Below are 16371 nucleotides of genomic sequence, written 5' to 3'. Positions count from 1 at the left end.
TCGAACAAATAAATTTAGTGGAGTTTTTTGCGTGATTGAAAATTATATTGAATAGCAGCCCAAATTCCCATCAAAAGCATCATGAAAACAATAGGTGGAGTAAAAACGACTGTTAAAATAGCAATATAAACAAGAGAAAGTATAATAATCCGACCGTTTACCCCTTTTGTAATATTGTGAAGATATGCTAGACCACTAATTAATATGATGACAGTGTATGCAGTACTAAAGACACGGGTACTCAAGTTAAGAGAAGCGCTCAACTCAATCATCGATGCTATGCAAACAATAATGAAAATAACAATTCCAGAAATTGGAAGGCGGAGAGTTTGGCTCCAATCATCACGGGGTCTTTTCAGCCATTTCATGTGTTGTGCTGCTATCATGGAAAAGTAAAGGTTACCAATGAGAAAAACCAAACTATAAAGAGTCAAAGAAACAGCAGTAAAAGTTGCTGGATGCGTCATTAAAAGCTCACTAAAAGCGCGTATATCGGCTTCTTTTATTGACTGTGATTGTTGCAGAGTTTGTGCTATGTTTTCGGTGATTTTTTTTGCAATGACGGGTGTGGAAGGACGGGTTTGAACATAGAGCCCAATGAAAGTTGCTATAAGAGCGATAAAATTAGTTAAATGAAAAATAACCGATGATAATGGATACCATATCAGTTCGTTTTCTTTTTGCGCTGGTCGTGCAAGCCCAAGAAGCCAAGAAGCATAGACAGCAGGAAGGAAAAATAAGAACATCAAGCCAAGAGCAATATAGGTATTAGTGGTTATGATAAGAACAACAGTGGCACTTATGAGGGCGATGAGACTGGCTAATGTTCCTTGACCGAACGCAACAATAAAAATTGGCAATGAAAGAAAGCAGCCAAGAAGAAGAGAAAAAAAGGGCGCGATATTTGCAACACTGATGATTGCCATTCCTATTACAACAGCAAATAATCCTGCTAAAATACCGATTAATATCTCATAGGTACGATTTTTTTTCATTTATTGCTGTCCTGCTTTCTGCAGTTAGGGGCGTGCCAATACCCCAACTTTAACATGTAATAGCTTAACATAGGATGCAACAAGCTATTTTTTTAATCATATAAGAAAAGCAACTGGAGAAACTCTCCAGTTGCATAGCGTATTGAGCGTTTACTTTATAACGTATGGAAGTAAGCCTAAAAAGCGAGCACGTTTGATAGCATTAGCTAATTCACGCTGTTTTTTCTGACTAACAGCAGTAATCCGTGAAGGAACAATTTTCCCACGCTCGGAAATATAACGTTGTAACAACTTGATGTCTTTATAATCAATTTTGGGAGCATTGGTCCCTGAAAAAGGACATGTTTTACGACGACGATGAAAAGGGCGACGTGCAGAGTTTTGATTGGTGTCAGTCATCATTCTACCCCTTCTATAGCATTTTCACGTTGACGACGTGGAAAACGAGGACGCTCTTCATCGTGTCCAATGTGACTATTGCGATCAAGGTGTGAGAGCATAGCAGATTTTTCTTTTTCGTGTTTTTCTACGCGAATGGTCATATAACGCAAAATATCTTCATTGATGCGCATCTGACGCTCCACTTCAGCAATTGCTGAAGCTGGTGCATCAATATTGACCAAGGTATAATAAGCCTTACGGTTTTTACGAATGCGGTAAGCAAGAGGACGAAGTCCCCAATTTTCTATACGCCCAACTTTCCCACCATGTGCTTCAATGACACCTTTGTAGAGACTCAAAAGTTCATCAACTTGCTGCGGTGTAATGTCTTGTCGGGCAAGGAACATATGTTCATAAAGAGCCATTGTTGTTTTGCCTTTCTTCAATTAAATCTTACCGGTTTTAGCGCAAAGCCTCTGCGACTTGTCTTTTTTGGAAATCCAAAGAAGAAAGGACGCGTTTACGATTCGAGACATCCGAGAGCGGAGACACGGGAGGCCGGAAACATTGTATTTCCTACTGATATTTTACAGCCCTCCGTTCAACCTCCAGCTAAAGTGCCGGCAACGAATATTTCATATCTACAGGTTATCTTTTAAAATAGCAAGTTTATGCACATAAAAAAATTTATTTGCTAAATCTTGATATATTTCCCTCTTCTACAAAAAGATAGTACTGTAACATAAAGGAGAGAAAAATGGACTTTCTAAACCAGATTGATGTCACACTCTTTGAAATGTTTGTCGGCAATCATCAAGCTTGGTCGATTGTAGTTTTGTTTAGTATTTTTTGTGCAAAGTTTTTAATTTACATTATTCCTCTCCATCTTTGTGCGTTGTGGTTTTGTGGTGGGGAGAGGGAACGATGTGTCGTACTAAGCATTTGCATGAGTATTTGTGCGGCTCTTTTCATAGGTTATCTCATTTCTCTTTTTTATTTTCATCCTCGCCCATTCGTGGTAGGGTTAGCGACACCGCTTATTCAACATCGTGCAACAGCTTCTTTTCCTAGTAATCATGCCTTGACCATTGCATCTTATGCAGCTAACTTTTATTTTTACCGATACAAAGTTGCTTTTAAATTTGCCACGGTGTTTTTGTGCTTGATCTGTTGGGCGCGCATCTTTGTGGGTGTACATTATCCCTTTGATATTTTAGCAGGTGCAATTTTAGGAAGTCTCATAAGTTTGGGTGTTATTCAGTTTATAGCTCCCTACGTTCCTAAGTTTTTATATCAAATTCCGCCTTTAAAATATAATTTTAAGAGTGGTATTCGTTTTAAATAAAGGGCTTTATCTTGATTTGTGCGGATGAATAAGGTCAAAAGAGAATAATTTAATTGTACAATTTTAGGAGTTGATAAATGGGTGCAGCTTTTATTTTTCCAGGGCAGGGAAGTCAACTTGTTGGTATGGGGAAGGCGCTTACAGAGCAATTTATTGCCGCACGGATGGTTTTCGAGGAAGTTGATGATGCTTTGGGTGAGAAATTATCAAAGATCATTTTTGAAGGACCAGCAGATGTTTTAACGTTAACAGCAAATGCACAACCGGCATTAATGGCTGTATCCATGGCTGTCATTCGTGTGATGCAACAATTAGGGCTTCGTATAGAAGAAAAGGTAAAGTTTGTTGCTGGTCATTCTTTAGGCGAATATTCGGCCCTTTGTGCTGCTGGTACATTTACTCTCACAGATACGGCGAGACTTTTGCGTATTCGTGGCAATGCTATGCAGGCTGCTGTCGCAGTTGGTGAAGGTTCTATGGCAGCACTGATTGGTTTGGAAGAGCACATTGTGGAAGAAATTTGCGAAACTGTTTCTGGAGAAGGACTATGTCAGATTGCTAATGATAATGGTGGTGGGCAAATTGTTATTTCAGGTAAAGCAAAAGCAGTTGAGACAGCGGTAGAGATTGCATCAACAAAAGGTGCAAAACGTGCACTTCTTCTTCCAGTTTCTGCACCTTTTCATTCATCTTTAATGCAACCTGCTGCTGATGCCATGAAGAAAGCATTTTTGACTGTTAACAAAATGCCCCCTATTGTTCCTTTGATTGCTAATGTTTCTGTTGCACCTGAGAGCAATCCAGAGCGTATTACTACTCTTCTTGTTGAACAAGTGACTGGGAGAGTGCGATGGCGTGAAACAATAGAATGGATCGCTGCTAATGGGGTTGATACGCTTTTTGAAGTTGGTTCTGGAAAAGTATTAACAGGTCTAACGCGTCGTATTAACAAAGATATAAAGGGGGTAACAATTGGAACAGTTGATGAAATAGAATCAGCGCTAGGCATGCTTGGCGTTTAATCTATAAGGAGTTAAAAAAATGTTTAGATTAACAGGACGTAAAGCTCTTGTAACGGGGGCTTCGGGAGGAATTGGTGAGGCAGTTGCACGCTGCTTTCATGCACAAGGAGCCATTGTTGGACTTCATGGAACACGTGAAGAAAAGCTTAGAGAAGTGGCGGCAGAGTTAGGGCAGAATGTTTTTGTATTTCCCGCTAATCTTTCTGAACGCCAATCGATTAAACAATTGGCTGAAGTTGCAGAAAGAGAAATGGATGGTGTCGATATTTTGGTTAACAATGCGGGAATCACTAGGGATGGTCTTTTTGTGCGTATGCAAGACAAAGACTGGGATGATGTTTTAGAAGTTAACCTAACAGCTGCTTCTCTTTTGACGCGTGAATTAATACATTCTATGATGCGCCGCCGTTATGGAAGGATTATTAACATTACATCTGTTGTTGGTGTTGTGGGAAATCCTGGACAAACGAATTATTGTGCTGCAAAAGCAGGCTTAATAGGTTTTTCTAAAGCATTGGCACAAGAAATTGCTTCGCGAAACATCACTGTCAATTGTATTGCTCCAGGATTTATTAAATCTGCAATGACAGACAAGCTTAATGAAAAGCAAAAAGAAGCCATTATGGCTGCGATTCCAATGAAGCGTATGGGAAGTGGGCAAGAAATAGCTGCTGCTGCTGTTTATTTAGCAAGCGATGAAGCAGCCTATACGACAGGTCAAACACTCCATATCAATGGTGGAATGGCAATGATTTGAGTATTTATTTTATTCCACATTGATTTATGAGTTGTATTATTTTAGATAGTAACGGTTGAAATAGAAAGATGCATCTATTTCTTTAACATGACCGTTGATCAATTGATGTCGCAATGTCAGATTGGTTCATTTTGTAGGGGATATCCACAGGATGTTTTAAATCATTGCTAAAATCTTTTAAAGTAATGCATCTATTGCTTGATTAGATGAGCCGATATAGTTAACCAAATTATAGGAAAATATAAATTCGAGGATTTCAACATGAGTGATACAGTAGAGCGCGTTAAGAAAATTATTGTGGAACATCTTGGGGTTAATGCTGATAAAGTTGTAGAAAATGCAAGCTTTATCGATGATCTAGGAGCTGATAGCCTTGATACGGTTGAACTCGTTATGGCTTTTGAAGAAGAGTTTGGGGTAGAAATTCCAGATGAAGCTGCTGAAACGATTTTCACAGTTGGTGATGCAGTCAAGTTCATTGATAAAGCTTCTGCATGATTACTAAAGGGCAAAGGCATAAATTGCTTTTGCCTATATTCTTCGGAGCTTTTTTGAAAAGAGAGCTTTGAGAGGTGAAGTTTAGTTCAAGGTTAGAAGTTATGAGACGTGTTGTTGTTACTGGTTTAGGATTGGTATCTCCATTAGCTGGTAATATTGAATATAGTTGGAAACGACTTCTTGAAGGAAGAAGTGGTGTCCGACGTATCACTGAGTTTGATGTGTCAGATTTGCCATGCCAGATTGCTGCGCGTATCCCCGTAGGGGATGGAACAGAGGGGACCTATAATGCTGATTTGTATATGGAACCTAAAGAGCAACGTAAAGTTGATGCATTTATTGTTTATGCAATGGCTGCTGCTAACCAAGCGCTTGCAGATGCCGAATGGTTTCCTAAGAATGATGAAGATCAGATTTGTACAGGTGTGTTAATTGGTTCGGGAATTGGGGGAGTTGAGGGCATTGTTGAAGCTGGTTATACGCTTCGTGATAAGGGACCTCGTCGTGTTTCTCCTTTTTTTATTCCAGGTCGTTTGATTAATCTTGCTTCTGGTTATGTGTCTATTCAATATGGTTTACGGGGGCCTAATCATTCTGTTGTAACGGCTTGTTCGACAGGGGCGCATGCGATTGGTGATGCAGCACGTTTGATTATGTTTGGTGATGCAGATGTCATGGTGGCAGGGGGGACCGAGTCTCCGATAAATCGGATATCTCTTGCAGGTTTTGCAGCTTGTAGAGCTCTTTCTACTTGTCGCAATGATGATCCTGAACGGGCATCTCGTCCTTATGATGCTGATCGTGATGGTTTTGTGATGGGGGAAGGAGCAGCAATTGTTGTTTTAGAAGAGCTGGAACACGCCAAAAAACGAGGAGCGCGTATTTATGCTGAGGTTATTGGCTATGGTTTATCTGGTGACGCTTACCACATTACAGCGCCTTCAGAAAGTGGCGAAGGGGCTCAGCGTAGTATGATGGCTGCTCTTAAGCGTGCACAAGTGAATGTGAGTGAACTTGATTATATTAATGCTCACGGTACATCAACGATGGCTGATTCCATAGAGCTAGCAGCTGTTGAGCGTGTTTTAGGGAATTATGCATCACAAGTATCCATGTCATCAACGAAATCATCTATCGGGCATTTACTTGGTGCCGCCGGTGCCGCTGAGGCTATTTTTTCTGTTCTAGCTATACGGGATAATATAGCTCCAGCGACACTTAATCTTGACAATCCATCGATTGAAACGAAAATCGATCTTGTACCACACAAACCGCGTGAACGAAAGATTGATACGATTCTTTCTAATTCCTTCGGATTTGGTGGGACAAATGCATCGTTGGTGATGCGACGTTTTAGGGGATAATAAGTATTTTTATTTAATTTCTGCTTTTGAGTTTTCTACTTTGTTATAAGATGAATGAGAAATTATAATATTGTCCTTAATCGCTATTGAGGGGTTATGTCCGATGTGAAAAAAGGAAAATCATTAAAGGACGTAAGTGATTCCTCTTCGAATCATTTAGCAGATAGTTATGACATGTTAGTACATAAAAAACGAAAGAAATCATCGATCGTCCGTAATCCGTTGGTTATTCTCGGTCATTTTTTTCTTATGCTGATTGTGGTTATTCTTTTCGCCATAAGTATTCCTCTTTATATTGGAAAAAGTATTTTTGAAGAAAAGGGGAAAATTGAGGAAGAACAAATTGTTCTTATCCATCCTGGCACGGGAATTCGTGAAATTGCTTCATTGCTAGAAAAACGTGGTTTCATTCGATCATCAGATATTTTTGTTTATGGGGTTGGTTATCACCAAAAAACAACACATCTGAAGGCTGGTGAATATTTAATTCCGGCTCATTCCTCGATGCAGGATATTATGGATATTCTTGTGAAAGGAAAATCTATTGAGTATACATTTACAGTACCTGAAGGTTTAACGGTTCAGCAAGTTTTCGATCGATTAGCTGCGAATGAAATTTTGATTGGAGATCTTCCAAAAAATTTGCCTCCAGAGGGCTGTTTAATGACGGATACTGTTCGTTTTATTCGGGGGACAACGCGTAAAGAGATTGTAAACAGATTGCGTGAAGGACAGACAAAATTAATTCATGCTATATGGGCTACGCGTTCACCTAATTTACCTATTAAATCAATTGATGAATTTGTTATATTAGCCTCAATTGTTGAGAAAGAAACGGGAATTGCAGCAGAAAGACCAATGGTTGCTGCGGTATTTTATAACCGCCTTACAAAGCATATGCGTCTTCAATCGGATCCAACAGTTATTTATGGTCTCTTTGGAGGAAAAGGAAAGCCATCAGGTCGTGCAATTTATCGTTCAGATCTTGAGAAGGAAACACCATATAATACTTATAAAATTAATGGTTTGCCTCCAACAGCTATTGCAAATCCAGGTCGAGATTCTTTGAAAGCGGTGGCACATCCACCAAGCAGTGATGCACTTTATTTTGTTGCTGATGGTTCAGGAGGGCATGTTTTTTCTCGAACTTTAGAGGAACATAATGTGAATGTTCGCAAGTGGCGAGAATTAAAGGCAAGACATTGAATTTATAATGATAATACATCTTTTTGCATCGTAAGTGAGAATGCAAAATATAGTAAAATTTTTCTCTTTAAACTTTTTATGAGAATGATAAAAAATCATTTTCTTGTCTGTCACAAGTGGGATTAGCGTATGGATAAAAATATTTAAGAAAGCAGTGAATACACTGCTAATAACTTATCTCAAAAAAGAGCAGAATAACATTGATAACTGCTAAGAAAACACATTGATTAGGGGAAAGGTTGAGATAATGTATAATTCAAATTTTGGAGAAACATTTATGAACAAAGTAGAGTGATGTAATGACAGTCTTCGAAAGTAAATTGAGTGCTATAAAAATAAATCAACGCCGCGGTTTTTTATTTATTCTCTCTTCACCTTCAGGTGCTGGTAAATCAACAATTTCTCGATTACTTCTAAAAGATGGACAATTAGAGCTTTCCGTAAGTATGACCACAAGGAAAAGGCGTCCTAGTGAAGTAGATGGGCTGCATTATCACTTTATTTCAAAGGAAGAGTTTGAATATAAGCGTGATAGAGATGAATTTATTGAATGGGCAGAAGTTCACGGGAATTATTATGGCACTTTACGTGAAACTGTTGAGAACGCATTGAGTACTGGCCGTGATATGTTATTTGATATTGATTATCAAGGTACTGAGCAGCTGCAAAAAAAGATGCTAGGAGACACTGTATCTGTTTTTATCCTTCCACCATCAATGAAAGAGCTTGTTTCGCGTTTACATCGTCGAGCAGAAGATAGTCAAGATATCATCAATTTACGATTGGAAAATGCACGAACGGAGTTAAAGCATTGGCGTTCTTATGATTATGTTGTGATTAACGAAGATTTAGATCAATCTTTATCTTTTATTAAATCAATTTATTTAGCTGAAACCGTAAAACGCGAGCGCTGTTCTTATCTTGACTCTTTTGTTGATGGGCTTATTGCTGAAAAGATCGATAAATGTCTTGATTAAAAAAGGTTGCATAACAAAAAGTGCAGTTTTTTAGAGCACTAGATGCGCTAAAGTTACAAATTCTGAAACCGATAGCGTTTCAGCACGGCGTGTTCCATCAATTCCAGCTTTTTCTAACAGCACTTCACCTCCAAGTGTTTTGAGATTTTGACGAAGCATTTTTCGTCTTTGTCCAAAGGCGGTTTTTGTGACGAGGCTTAGTTTTTGTGCAGAGCAGGCAAGAGGTTGTGTTCGCGGAATAATATGAACAACGGAAGAAGTTACTTTAGGTATTGGTATGAAGGCTTGAGGGGGCACATCAAAAGCAATTTTAGCAGTGGTACGCCAGCCAGTTAAGACACTAAGACGTCCATAATGAGTAGATTGAGGTTTAGCTGTAATCCGTTTGGCAACTTCACGTTGAAACATCAATGTCATTGATTCATAAAAAGGAGGCCATGGTTCAGTCAAAAGCCAATTTAATAAGAGTTGTGTCCCAATATTATAGGGAAGATTTGCAATAATGCGAGGTTTTTCTGGGCTTGTTTCAAAGAGTTTTGAGAAGTCTTGCTTCAGTGCATCATTACAAATAATTTTTAATTTTTTAGGATAGTGTTTTTCTATTTCTAAGAGAGCTGGTATGCAGCGTTCATCGCGTTCTATTGCTGTTACAATGGCGCCCTTTGCTAGCAAGGCACGTGTGAGACCTCCAGGACCAGGACCAATTTCAAGAACAGGTTTTCCTTCTATATTACCTGCGTGATGAGCAATTTTAGATGTTAAATTAAGATCAAAAAGAAAATTTTGCCCCAAAGATTTATGCGCTTGTAATCCATATATATCAATGACCTCACGTAGAGGAGGGAGGTTATCTATTGGCATGGTATTAAACTATTTTCGGCAAGTTGATTTGCAAGTTTAAGAGCAGCAATAAAGCTTTCGGGAGAGGCTATCGCTTTATCAGCAATATCAAAAGCAGTTCCGTGATCTGGAGACGTGCGAATAAAAGGGAGACCTAACGTGACATTAACAGTGCTATCAAAGTCTAATGTTTTAACAGGGATAAGGGCTTGATCATGATACATACAAATGGCAACGTCATATGCCTTTCTTGCGCATTCATGGAACATTGTGTCGGCAGGCAGCGGTCCTGCAATATTGAGTCCTTTCTTTTTAAGATATTCAATAGCAGGAGTGATAACTTCAATATCTTCTTTTCCCATTGCACCTCCTTCTCCAGCATGAGGATTAAGACCAGCAACAGCTAGTCGGGGTGACGTTATTTTAAACCGTGTTTTTAAGTCACATTCAGTAATAAGTACCGTTTGAATAATTAAATCACGGGTAAGCTGTGAAGGAACATTTTTAAATGGAATATGAACAGTTATTGGTACTGTTTTTAATCGAGGTCCTGCTAACATCATAACTGGATGATAACATTTATGAAAAGCTTTATGGGCTAAATCGGCTAAAAATTCTGTATGACCTGGAAATTGAAAACCGGCATCATAAAGATTCTTTTTTGCAATAGGACAAGTGATAAGTGCACATGCATGGCCATTTTGAATCAATTGAACACAGCGTTGAATTGCTTCAATAATTCCAGCGGCATTATTCGATGAAGGTATACCTAATTGATCACTTTGTTTGTTTTTTAACGGTATGATAGGAAGAGCGTTTTGAAAATTTTTTGCGGAATTATTGATTAAAACAGATTGCACCTCAACATCAATCTGTAAAAAACGAGCGCGCGAACGAATAACATCTGGATCAGCAAGAAGCACAAAAGGTGGAATTTGGCGCGTAACACGCAAACTCCACGCTTTTAGTACTATTTCAGGACCAATTCCGGCAGGATCACCACCGCTAACAATAAGAGCAGCCATTATGAATTTTTAATGCGCGCCACTCGCCGCAGTTCTCCTAAATATTTGTCGCTTAATTCTTCAAGTTTTTGCGGGCTTCTTTTTCTACTATCTTGAAGAGAAAATATTAGTCGAGCGACATAATCATCAGAAACTCTTTTTATTTTGCAGACAGCAATTGCTTCGATTCCATCAGATGTTTCTTGTAATTTTGTCATTTTTCCAGCAGGCGTTGCAAGAATAGCTTGTTCCCATGCATTGGGAAGTTGGGGCTCCAGAAACTTTCCTAAGTGGCGGATAGTAACGTCTAAAATACCTCTTGCTTGATTGTGAGCATTGGCACATCCACGGAAATGTGCGCGAAAATTGCTTGCTTCTCTTTGACGTCTTTCAAAAATTTCTGAACGACGATGTGCAGGAATGACAAAAACAATTCGCTGTAATGTATATTCATTGGTTGAAGGTTTCACACCACCATTTTTTAATATCCTGCGTACAGCTTCTTGTTCGCTAATCATACCTGTTTCAGCTTGATAGCGTGCACTAACAAGACGCCCCCATCCTATTTGTCCACGGATGTAATCTTTAAAGTGTTGCACAGTGATCTCAGTTTGGATCAGAATCTGGTTGAGCTGATCAATCGTCATATTATTTTGTGTCGCAAAATTCTCAAAAGCTCTATCAACTTCATCATTGCTTACTTCAATATTACGACGTTTTATTTCAATATTTTTTAGCTTTTCATCGATAAGCTCTTTTTTAGCCTGTGCCACCAAATTGCCTTGCTTTTGTTGTAATCTGAGAAAAGCAAGGCGCCTTTGTATATCATAATTTGTGATGGGGTTGCCATTAACTGTAACAACAATAGAAGTCTGCGCAAAGACCGTTGGAATCAAAAATTCATTTATTAGCAGGCTACTTACGCTCAAAGACGTAATATAAAATAAAGCAAGAACACGCTTTTTCAATTTATTCATGTGAATAGGCTTTCGCATTGTTTATCAATTCTTATCAGTTACTCAAAATATACGTTTTTTTTCATAAAAACAATGATAAGTTAAATGACTGATACATTCTCTTTATAAATTAATCTATCTTTTTTCCGATATCTGCAATCGTACGCAATGAAAGAGAGAAGTTAAAGTTTTGCAAGGGTGTTTTCCTGCCCGGATTCGTTACCTGTTGATAACCGAATGTTAACCCGAAACATTCATCTGTATAATTCAAGCTAATTCCTCGCTTTACAAATGTACCAGATACTAAATCATAACCGGCGTTGCTATTAATAGACCAATAATCTGCCAGTTTAAGTCCTGTTTGAAAAGAAATTTCTTGGCGCTCTTGAGGATATTCATAATCTGGTTGCTTTGCGATATAGGCATATTGTAGAGCCGCCCAAAAATTTTGCCATTTTTGTGATGCTTCGATTTCACTACGGCGGATTTTTCCTGTTTTTTTATCAAAGCGTCCACGCGTTTCTAAGGAAAAACCACTTTTATGGGTTGCACCAAACATTGCAACATAGTCTGAACGTTTTGCCTCTAAGCTAGAATGAATACCGACATTGACAAAGTCTTTTTCTGCAAAAGAATTCTTTCCTGCTAGATGAAAGGATTGTCCAACAAGACCATAAAGAGACCAATTGTCATTAAAGCTTCCAGAATATCTTAGACCTATATTGGCTCTTGTGCCACCTTCTACACGATCATAACCAGAAAATTTATCTCGTTGAAAGAGAGTGGTTGCATCAAAGACAAAGCTTTGAGCATCTTCATTAGGAATTTTTCCAATATATTGTTCATTATTGCGTATAAAAATTTGTGCGGTTGGTTCTATAATATGTGTAGAATGATCCGCTGTAATAAGGAAGGGATAGCGTAGTTCCAACCCTGCTGTTGCCATGCCACGAATTGTTGAACCATGAATTGCGGATGAGGAATTGTTTTCTGTAGAAGCTGTATAATTTTCGCTTGCATTGGTTGTAATGATATCAGCTCGTAGAGAGAGAAGGGGGGTTAAGATGAGTCCGTTGTGCGTGTTGAAGCGCTTTTTCCACTGAAGCTCGTTTGTTAAACGCAAACTGTTTCCAGCCATACCAGAAAGTCTTACTATGTTGAGAGGGTTTCCGTTCTGGTCGGTAGAACTGAAGTCAGTATGACGGCGATAAATTGATTGCATATTACTATGGAAGGTAAGCTCTCCATTATAAATGGGTTCATCTGGTGTGAAAAAATAATCGATGCGCGGTAGGACCCAAGCTTGCCGAGAGTGACGTTCATAATGAGGATCATTCAATATTGAATCTTGAACTTTAAAATGATAAAAACGCATATCAAAATAATTTTTTCCTGCAAGACCATTCAGATAGATCTGAGAAAGTTGTGTAGGATTGCTATAGTTTTCAAGTTTATAGGCACGACTAAAATGCCGATCTGATTGTGCAAGAATATCCCATCCATAAGTCCAGTGTGAATTAATACGAAAGTCCCCTTTTGTTGCCAGCATATAACGATTTTTATGCTGTGCATCAATCGTATCATTATCAAATCTATGCCGTTTCATTTGGTATATATGAGCAAAGCGAATATTATAACTGCCCATTTTTAAACGTTGACGCCATTCCCCTTCGGTTAAAAGCCCTTGTTGGGTATAAACAGTAGAAGAAAGGGTAAAATCATAGTGAGGGGCGAGATTCCAAAAATAAGAATTCTTTATCCCCATACCGAGATAATCAGTATAAAAAAAATGAGGAGTAAGCAGACCGCTAGCACGCCTGACAGTTGGATCATAGATCTCAAAATTTGGAAATTTTATAATCGGGACACCAAAAACTTCAAAACTGCTATTTTCAAACCGAATTTTTTTGATGCTATTATTCCATATGATCTTTCTTGCTTTAATTTTCCATAGGACGTCTCTATCTGGTTTATAAGAGCAAGGTTCACAGGCTGTATAGGTTGCATTTTCAAAGACTGTTATGTGATTGTTTTTGCGTGTAGCATTTTGGGCTGAAAAGTGAACATTGTTGGCTGTATCAATACGTAAGGCGTTTACAAAACCCTCGCCAAGATCTTTGGTCATATCAATTTGGTTGGAATAAATTTTATTACCATCCTTTTCAGTAATTTCAACGTTCCCTTGTGCTATAAGCCGTCCTGTTTTTTGATTGTAAATAATTTTTTGAGCGACAACTTTATTGCCATCATATTCGATTTGGACATTACCTTGTGCAGAAACAGTGTTTTCATCACGATTGTAGATGAGTTCATCCGCAGAGAGCAAAAGAGGACGTTCCGGATTTTGAATGCGACTTTGAGAAGGAGACATAAGGCTTTGAGCGTGCGCACAATAAGACAAAGCGCCTCCTAAAATAACTCCCATAACACTTTTAAAAGCGAGAGCACTTAATTTTTTTAAAATAATTTTTTTAAGTGTTAATGCTTTCACTTAGCCATCCTCTTTATGAAGTAAAAAAGAGATTCCTAAGAATAACGCAATAACAACGGGTGTCCAAGCTGCAATAATTGGTGGAATATATCCAGCATTACCAAAAGCTTGAACAAGTACGGAAATAACATAAAGCATAAACCCAGCTATTACTCCACCAAGAATCAACGTTCTAGATTGTCCGAAACGCGTAAAATTTAAAGATACAGTTGCTGCAATGAGGGTCATTGCCACAAGCAATGCCGGTAATGCAATCAAAGATTGGAAATACATATCAAAATTATTAGCAGAATAGCCAAATGAACGTGCAATCATAATTTTTTTTGGCAATTGGTAAAATGGAATAGTCGCGGGATTCGCTAAACGTTCCGTTAAAAATTCAGGTTTTAGATTGGTTTTTATTTGCAACACGGTAAATTTTTCAGGAGGATGCCCTATTTTATAGATTGTTCCATTTGTTAATAGCCAAGATCCATTAGTCAAGGTTGCTTTTGGGGTGTTAATCCAATTTTTGACGGTTGCGTTGTCATTGTATTCTACAAAGGTTGCATCGAGAAGAGAAAGTCCTTGGTCGGTGATAAATTTAGCACCAATGGTTGTTCTGCCTAAATTTGTACGTTGTGTTAACCAGTGGATACCTGTATTATGAAGAGGTGTTAGTACATTGTTATTGCGCCATTCAGTCATCTTTTTTTCTGCTTGAGAAAATCCCCATGCAGCAAGTGGGTTAATGAGGAGAATTGAAAATAATCCCAAAAGAAAAGCTCCCAAACAAGCTGGCATAAGAAATTGCCATGCAGAAACACCGATTGAACGAGTCACCACAAGTTCAAGTTTTTTGTTGAGCGAGATAAGTGTTGCCATTGCAGAAAAGAGTGCAATGAAAGGGATAAGTTGTTGCATGATAAAAGGGATGCGTAAAACAGAGAGGAAAAATGCATCTTTTGCTGTATGATGCGGAATGGAGGATAGCCTACCGGAGTTCTCTGTGAAATCGATTAAAAGAGCAAGAACAAAAATGCTTCCCCAGAAATAACAAGTTATTTTAAGATAACGTATAAAAAAGTATCGTCCAAGTGTCCACCCAATCATGATATTTCATCCGAGGAATCTTGAGATTTTCGATGTTCAAATTTTTTCATTACTTTTTGGAAAGCGATTTGAATAATCTCATTAACTTTTGTGGGGAGCCCAATTTTATGATTCGTTAAAAGCATAAAAAAGACAAATGCACTTGTCCCTATGGGCATAATATAAAGGAGTGGAACGTATGCAAGATCGTTCTTTGCTTTTTCTGCGAAAAAATATCCTATCCAATACACCAGAAAAGAAAGGGCAATTGCTGAGAAATTTGCGGAATGACGAGCTTGTCGATGGGAGCATACATCCCCTGCTGCTGCTAATGCAATAAGTGAAAAAACAATAGGGTAGAGCCATTGTGTTAATCTGCGATGAAACTCAGCTTTATATTGGAGTGGTTTTCGTTGATAGTAGGGATCTTTTGGATCAGGGTTTTGTAAATAAGAAAGAGATCGATCTTTTGGATAAAGAGTAGGTGCTTTATCACTGGGGATAAACTCCCCTAGGCTAAAAGTATATGAGCTAAATTGAACGATTGAAACACTGTTATTCTGATGGTTGACTCTTTCTATTTCACCGTTATTGAGAACCAGAAAACTACCGTTTTTATTGCTCACAATGGATGCGTCTGTTGCATAATAAAAAAGATCAGTTTTAGGATCACGCTGGTCGGCAATGAAAAGGCGTTCAAGTGTTCCATTTGGATTTCGTTCGCCAATTTCTATGTAAAGGTTATTGGCGAGTTTTTGGAAGCTTCCTTCATTAATGAATAGATTAATAAGATCAAAATGAGCGCTTGCTAGCATTTGTCGCATATGAAGACGCGCTTGAGGAACAACAAAATTAGCTATAGAAAAGGAGATACAGGATGCAACAATAGCAAGAAGAAGAATAGGTTTCCAAACAGTACTTTTAGGAAAACCAGAGGCATTGATGACAGCAAGTTCTGAGTCTTGATGCATTGCTGAAAGGATGGTTGTAATTGCGATCACTAATGCAAATGGAATGACAAGAAAAACAACAGAAGGAACCAATGAGAGTGAAAATTGTAAGACTGTGAGGAGTGTTTGTTTACTTGTTGTGAGAAAGTTTATCCGTGCGAGAATTTGTACTGTCCAACTAACGCCCACTGCTGCAATCATAACAGAACTAAACAAAACAAGGACACGTTTCAGGATGTAGAACTCAATAATACGCATAAATTGGGGAAAATCCTCAGTCTTTAATTCGGTAGCAAATATTTTTACTGCTTTCGGTTAAAATGTAATAAAGTTCGAAAAAATATCCTTCTATGAATTGGATATTTTAACCAAATAAATAATATAAAATTGCCTATGAGGTCCTCTTTAAATTTTCCGTACATTATATTTTATTTTCAACTATAGTCTACAAAGAATCTAGAAAATAACTTAAAAAAATTTTTTATTAACGTTGAAATTAAAATTTTTTGTCTTT

Annotated in this window: 16 protein-coding genes; 7 read left to right on the top strand and 9 right to left on the bottom strand. The window is 38.1% G+C overall.

Features of this window, described 5'->3' with window-relative positions; genetic code table 11:
* Window positions 1–14: 14 nt before the first annotated feature.
* The 3 genes from ACFIJ8_RS00370 to rpsF form a co-directional block, all read right to left on the bottom strand.
* Window positions 15–995, bottom strand: coding sequence for a hypothetical protein (locus ACFIJ8_RS00370; RefSeq protein WP_273788490.1), 981 nt, complete (start codon window positions 993–995; stop codon window positions 15–17).
* 150 nt (window positions 996–1145) lie between these two features.
* Window positions 1146–1394, bottom strand: coding sequence for a 30S ribosomal protein S18 (gene rpsR, locus ACFIJ8_RS00365; protein WP_012754957.1), 249 nt, complete (start codon window positions 1392–1394; stop codon window positions 1146–1148).
* Window positions 1394–1801 (bottom strand): 30S ribosomal protein S6, encoded by a 408-nt coding sequence (rpsF, locus tag ACFIJ8_RS00360; protein ID WP_273788489.1) that lies wholly within the window; start codon window positions 1799–1801, stop codon window positions 1394–1396. Before rpsF ends, rpsR begins: the two co-directional genes overlap by 1 nt.
* A 332-nt stretch (window positions 1802–2133) precedes the next feature.
* On the opposite strand from rpsF, the gene ACFIJ8_RS00355 reads away from it, so the two are divergent.
* The 7 genes from ACFIJ8_RS00355 (at window position 2134) to gmk (ending at window position 8545) form a co-directional block, all read left to right on the top strand.
* Window positions 2134–2721, top strand: a complete 588-nt coding sequence (locus ACFIJ8_RS00355) for an undecaprenyl-diphosphatase (protein ID WP_375638581.1) — start codon at window positions 2134–2136, stop codon at window positions 2719–2721.
* Window positions 2722–2798: 77 nt separating this feature from the next.
* Window positions 2799–3743 carry an ACP S-malonyltransferase gene (gene fabD / locus ACFIJ8_RS00350; protein ID WP_273788487.1) on the top strand — a complete coding sequence of 315 codons (945 nt, stop codon included), beginning with the start codon at window positions 2799–2801 and terminating at the stop codon, window positions 3741–3743.
* A gap of 19 nt (window positions 3744–3762) precedes the next feature.
* Window positions 3763–4500 (top strand): 3-oxoacyl-[acyl-carrier-protein] reductase, encoded by a 738-nt coding sequence (gene fabG / locus ACFIJ8_RS00345; RefSeq protein WP_273788486.1) that lies wholly within the window; start codon window positions 3763–3765, stop codon window positions 4498–4500.
* Between the two features lie 261 nt (window positions 4501–4761).
* Window positions 4762–4998: an acyl carrier protein gene (locus ACFIJ8_RS00340; protein WP_004860281.1), complete on the top strand. Its 237-nt coding sequence runs from the start codon at window positions 4762–4764 to the stop codon at window positions 4996–4998.
* Window positions 4999–5099: 101 nt separating this feature from the next.
* Window positions 5100–6362: a beta-ketoacyl-ACP synthase II gene (fabF, locus tag ACFIJ8_RS00335; RefSeq protein ID WP_273788485.1), complete on the top strand. Its 1263-nt coding sequence runs from the start codon at window positions 5100–5102 to the stop codon at window positions 6360–6362.
* A gap of 96 nt (window positions 6363–6458) precedes the next feature.
* Window positions 6459–7568 (top strand): endolytic transglycosylase MltG, encoded by a 1110-nt coding sequence (gene mltG / locus ACFIJ8_RS00330; RefSeq protein WP_012754963.1) that lies wholly within the window; start codon window positions 6459–6461, stop codon window positions 7566–7568.
* Between the two features lie 299 nt (window positions 7569–7867).
* Window positions 7868–8545: a guanylate kinase gene (gene gmk / locus ACFIJ8_RS00325; RefSeq protein WP_375638578.1), complete on the top strand. Its 678-nt coding sequence runs from the start codon at window positions 7868–7870 to the stop codon at window positions 8543–8545.
* Window positions 8546–8575: 30 nt separating this feature from the next.
* Here the strand turns inward: gmk and rsmA are convergent, their stop codons facing one another.
* The 6 genes from rsmA to lptF form a co-directional block, all read right to left on the bottom strand.
* Window positions 8576–9406: a 16S rRNA (adenine(1518)-N(6)/adenine(1519)-N(6))-dimethyltransferase RsmA gene (gene rsmA / locus ACFIJ8_RS00320; RefSeq protein ID WP_375638576.1), complete on the bottom strand. Its 831-nt coding sequence runs from the start codon at window positions 9404–9406 to the stop codon at window positions 8576–8578.
* Window positions 9397–10410 (bottom strand): 4-hydroxythreonine-4-phosphate dehydrogenase PdxA, encoded by a 1014-nt coding sequence (gene pdxA, locus ACFIJ8_RS00315; protein WP_375638574.1) that lies wholly within the window; start codon window positions 10408–10410, stop codon window positions 9397–9399. The genes rsmA and pdxA overlap by 10 nt, the downstream gene beginning before the upstream one ends.
* Entirely contained in the window at window positions 10410–11366 is a 957-nt protein-coding gene (locus tag ACFIJ8_RS00310; RefSeq protein WP_375638572.1) for a SurA N-terminal domain-containing protein, read from the bottom strand. Before ACFIJ8_RS00310 ends, pdxA begins: the two co-directional genes overlap by 1 nt.
* A 109-nt stretch (window positions 11367–11475) precedes the next feature.
* A complete protein-coding gene (locus ACFIJ8_RS00305; RefSeq protein WP_375638570.1) occupies window positions 11476–13836 on the bottom strand; it encodes an LPS-assembly protein LptD in 2361 nt (786 codons plus the stop codon).
* The gene (lptG, locus tag ACFIJ8_RS00300; RefSeq protein ID WP_375638568.1) at window positions 13837–14928 is read right to left on the bottom strand and encodes an LPS export ABC transporter permease LptG; all 1092 of its coding nucleotides are present in this window, start codon (window positions 14926–14928) and stop codon (window positions 13837–13839) included.
* Window positions 14925–16115: an LPS export ABC transporter permease LptF gene (lptF, locus tag ACFIJ8_RS00295; RefSeq protein ID WP_375638566.1), complete on the bottom strand. Its 1191-nt coding sequence runs from the start codon at window positions 16113–16115 to the stop codon at window positions 14925–14927. The genes lptG and lptF overlap by 4 nt, the downstream gene beginning before the upstream one ends.
* Window positions 16116–16371 lie beyond the last annotated feature (256 nt).

It is taken from the genome of Bartonella sp. MF74HXZ (assembly GCF_042194445.1).
Taxonomy (GTDB): Bacteria; Pseudomonadota; Alphaproteobacteria; order Rhizobiales; family Rhizobiaceae; genus Bartonella; species Bartonella grahamii.
Note: the sequence above shows the minus strand (reverse complement) of the source record. Positions and strands in the feature narration are given on the sequence as shown.

What these genes read in the sequence shown, in the direction of transcription:
- ACFIJ8_RS00370 (WP_273788490.1), bottom strand. Translation starts at nt 995, where the DNA reads ATGAAAAAAAATCGTACCTATGAGATATTAATCGGTATTTTAGCAGGA.
- rpsR (WP_012754957.1), bottom strand. Translation starts at nt 1,394, where the DNA reads ATGACTGACACCAATCAAAACTCTGCACGTCGCCCTTTTCATCGTCGT.
- rpsF (WP_273788489.1), bottom strand. Translation starts at nt 1,801, where the DNA reads ATGGCTCTTTATGAACATATGTTCCTTGCCCGACAAGACATTACACCG.
- ACFIJ8_RS00355 (WP_375638581.1), top strand. Translation starts at nt 2,134, where the DNA reads ATGGACTTTCTAAACCAGATTGATGTCACACTCTTTGAAATGTTTGTC.
- fabD (WP_273788487.1), top strand. Translation starts at nt 2,799, where the DNA reads ATGGGTGCAGCTTTTATTTTTCCAGGGCAGGGAAGTCAACTTGTTGGT.
- fabG (WP_273788486.1), top strand. Translation starts at nt 3,763, where the DNA reads ATGTTTAGATTAACAGGACGTAAAGCTCTTGTAACGGGGGCTTCGGGA.
- ACFIJ8_RS00340 (WP_004860281.1), top strand. Translation starts at nt 4,762, where the DNA reads ATGAGTGATACAGTAGAGCGCGTTAAGAAAATTATTGTGGAACATCTT.
- fabF (WP_273788485.1), top strand. Translation starts at nt 5,100, where the DNA reads ATGAGACGTGTTGTTGTTACTGGTTTAGGATTGGTATCTCCATTAGCT.
- mltG (WP_012754963.1), top strand. Translation starts at nt 6,459, where the DNA reads ATGTCCGATGTGAAAAAAGGAAAATCATTAAAGGACGTAAGTGATTCC.
- gmk (WP_375638578.1), top strand. Translation starts at nt 7,868, where the DNA reads ATGACAGTCTTCGAAAGTAAATTGAGTGCTATAAAAATAAATCAACGC.
- rsmA (WP_375638576.1), bottom strand. Translation starts at nt 9,406, where the DNA reads ATGCCAATAGATAACCTCCCTCCTCTACGTGAGGTCATTGATATATAT.
- pdxA (WP_375638574.1), bottom strand. Translation starts at nt 10,410, where the DNA reads ATGGCTGCTCTTATTGTTAGCGGTGGTGATCCTGCCGGAATTGGTCCT.
- ACFIJ8_RS00310 (WP_375638572.1), bottom strand. Translation starts at nt 11,366, where the DNA reads ATGAATAAATTGAAAAAGCGTGTTCTTGCTTTATTTTATATTACGTCT.
- lptG (WP_375638568.1), bottom strand. Translation starts at nt 14,928, where the DNA reads ATGATTGGGTGGACACTTGGACGATACTTTTTTATACGTTATCTTAAA.
- lptF (WP_375638566.1), bottom strand. Translation starts at nt 16,115, where the DNA reads ATGCGTATTATTGAGTTCTACATCCTGAAACGTGTCCTTGTTTTGTTT.